General features: G+C 35.2%; 3 protein-coding genes and 2 tRNA genes. All 5 read left to right on the forward strand.

The genetic code is table 11. The features are described 5' to 3' along the window. The first annotated feature begins 107 nt into the window (after positions 1-107). Complete coding sequence (locus ACI3VO_RS12155; RefSeq protein ID WP_439758172.1) at positions 108-572, forward strand: hypothetical protein; 465 nt, start codon at positions 108-110, stop codon at positions 570-572. A gap of 245 nt (positions 573-817) precedes the next feature. Continuing rightward, positions 818-1,942, forward strand: coding sequence for an ATP-binding protein (locus ACI3VO_RS12160; protein WP_439758173.1), 1,125 nt, complete (start codon positions 818-820; stop codon positions 1,940-1,942). Positions 1,943-1,969: 27 nt separating this feature from the next. Then, positions 1,970-2,055 (forward strand) — tRNA-Leu (locus ACI3VO_RS12165). A 5-nt stretch (positions 2,056-2,060) separates the two neighbouring features. Continuing rightward, positions 2,061-2,133, forward strand: a tRNA-Arg gene (locus tag ACI3VO_RS12170). A 166-nt stretch (positions 2,134-2,299) separates the two neighbouring features. Next, positions 2,300-3,061 (forward strand): hypothetical protein (locus ACI3VO_RS12175; RefSeq protein WP_439758174.1); only part of this gene is annotated, 762 nt, incomplete at its 3' end.

Raw genomic sequence — 3,061 nt, forward strand, 5'->3', positions numbered from 1 at the left:
CCAATGTTTATTGAGGATAAAATAGACTAGTCTGTTTTGTTGGTTTCAGAGGATTATAAAAGAATCAACAAAAAGTGTTCTGCTACTAAGACATAATTCTAAATAAAATGCTAAAAAGAATCTTATTTTTGCTAATAACTAACATAGTTGCTATTAGCTCTTTTTGTCAGGTTACTTTAACTCAGGAAGAGTATAATAAACTTCCAGAAGATGTTAAGAAAGAGCTCTCAACGTCTAAGGAAATGAAGAAGTATTCTGATTATGCCAATTGGGGTAAAGAAATAGGAGTTGCTGTTAATGAAACTCTTAAGGCTGTAGAAGAAAGTTCTATTAGAATCTCTAAGACAGAAATAGGACAATCTGCAATATTTATTCTTAAGTGGAAATTTCTGTACAAAGACTTCATACATATTATTGTAGGTTCTATACTGCTAATTATTTGTATAGGACTTCTGATTTATATAACTAGAAGAAGGAAGTCTGAAAATAGTACCGATGAGACACAACGGGCATATGCCGTTGTAGCTAGTATTGTAACTTTTATAGCATCTATGGCAACTATATTATCATGACAAAAATGGAACAGATGGAAGAAAAAAAAAACATCTACAGTTTCAGGCTTCTCAGAGAGAAGAACTGGGATCTTAGAAGCGTACAACAAGGCCAAGTCTGATTTAGAGGTCCTGAATAAGGACATTGATGACCAGATTGCAGCTAACACCTCAGAAATAGAGCGAATTTCCTCAGAAAATAAGGAATTATCCGCTTTAAAATCTAATAATGAGTCTACTATTAAAGTCTTTGCTAAATTATTTAGATGAATACCCCGAATATTGTTTGGCTTAAGAACGGAAGAATACTTAAGCAAGTAGAAGACACAGTCATTACTATTGAATCCCTAGACAAGAAAATTTACATGATGGGAATTAATGAAATGACCCACGAAATCTATCTGGAAGAATTTGCAGATAGTTTTCACTTTGATTTCAAGGTTTATGGAGTTGAGTCTCGGCTCATAAATCATATTATGAAGACCTATGAGAATACATCCTCGAATCTCGGAATATTGTTTAACGGAGTTAAGGGTACAGGTAAGACAATAACAGCTAAAATACTAGCTAACAAGATGAATCTTCCTGTAATACTTATTAACAATCCGTACCCTGGGTTAGCTGATTTTATAGCTAAGATAAATTGCCCCTGCATTCTCTTCTTTGATGAATTTGAAAAGAATTTCAACACTGAGAAGAAGCATGATTTAGACCTGCTTTCTGTAATGGATGGGGTATATAATAGTCCTTACAGAAGAGTTTTCCTCCTAACCACAAATAAACTGTGGATTAATGAGAATCTTATAGGTCGTCCCTCTAGAATTAGATACCACAAGTCGTTCGGAAATCTGCAGGTAGAAATCATTAAGGAATATCTGGATGATAATCTATTATATAAGGAGTACGCAGACGATATAATCACTTTTATTGATAGCCTAGCTATCTCTACCATTGACATTTTGAAGTCCGTTGTAGAGGAAGTTAACATTCATGGGTGCTCTGTAAATTCATTTAAGAACTTCCTAAACGTTGAGCAGGCCAAGCATTCTTACTTTATTAAGGTCCACAGATTCGAGGAGGGAGAGAAAGGTTCTCCTGAGGCCTTTATTGAGTTGTTGAATAAAGTAGGAACAAAGGAGAAAGACGACGACGGAAAGGAATATACTCTTGACGAAGATGATCTTGACATTTATTCCAGGAGAATTAATACTCCAGTAGCTATAGACCTTATGTTGGTTGGAGAAGATCTAGGAGGATATGGTACTATCACTGCTCCTGCTAACAAAGATGGGATAATCATGTTGGAAACGGAATATGGTTCTGACATGGCAGTTAAGGTTCTTAACTTAGAAAATAAGCCTTCTTTATATAGAGGAGGATTAGTATACTAAATATTGGGAGGATTATCCTCCCTTTATGCTCTGATGGCGGAATTGGTAGACGCAACAGACTTAAAATCTGTCGGGCAGTAATGCCCGTGTGAGTTCGAATCTCATTCGGAGCACACAAGGTTTGATAGTTCAACAGGATAGAACAACTCTCTCCTAAAGAGTAGATCTGAGTTCGAGTCTCAGTCAGACTTCTAACTTTTTAAATAGATTATCATGGCACTCAATTCTTATTCACAAATTTTAAGCAGGGATTATGAGACTGCTCCAAGACACGAGAGTATGCGTAAGTCTTCTGATTATAATTCTTGGGACTCTGACCATTATGATAGAGAATCTTATCATTATGTCTCTCGAGTATTGGATAGCTCTGTTGGAAAAGACTTTGATAAAGTTTTTTCTGATATATGTAACAAGTTTAGAAAGAAGAAGAATTATGATTTTAGACGCGAGTTCTTAAGCCGGATAGATCCATATTATATGGCTCCCAGACGTAGATGGAGATATAATGGATATTATCTAGACGAGAACAGAATTATAAGGAGCTATGATGCGCCTGAAAAGAAGAGAAAGAAAGTAAAAGTTAAGGTTGTAGATAGGCCTGCCAAATACTTTACTGCCAATACAAGAGTCTTTAAAGAGTATCCAGGAGTTAGGGAGATGATTCCACAATATCTCGGGAATATCTTATCCTATAAGTTATTTCATGAGAAGCTTCCTATGAAATATTATTCTCTTGTAATATTTTATATAGAGAAGGCTCTAAATTACCTCTATCCTAAGAAGAGCATTTATTATTATAGAAAGGCCCCCTCTGAGTTTTTGTTAATAATAGATGAGAGTGAGTACGTTACCTACTATGAAGGTGAACGGAAGTTCTATAAGTACTTAGCAGAAACTAAGGATGCTTCTAATAAGGTAGTTCGGGAAAAGAAAAAGAAAAAAGAAATTTACCTTTCCTCTTTACTAAACTCTATAGAAGCTAAGAGGAAGAGTAATGAGAGGCTAGAAAATGAAGTGACTAGGGATCGTCTTGGATTTGCAGAAGATTCCTTTACTGGAGAGTTTTATCATGGACAAAAACGAAAGAAAAGAAGACAATCTCAAAATACTGAAAAAGCT

Origin of the sequence: Intestinibacter sp. (assembly GCF_051866655.1) — a bacterium.
Lineage (GTDB): Bacteria > Bacillota > Clostridia > Peptostreptococcales > Peptostreptococcaceae > Intestinibacter.

What these genes read in the sequence shown, in the direction of transcription:
- ACI3VO_RS12155 (WP_439758172.1), top strand. Translation starts at nt 108, where the DNA reads ATGCTAAAAAGAATCTTATTTTTGCTAATAACTAACATAGTTGCTATT.
- ACI3VO_RS12160 (WP_439758173.1), top strand. Translation starts at nt 818, where the DNA reads ATGAATACCCCGAATATTGTTTGGCTTAAGAACGGAAGAATACTTAAG.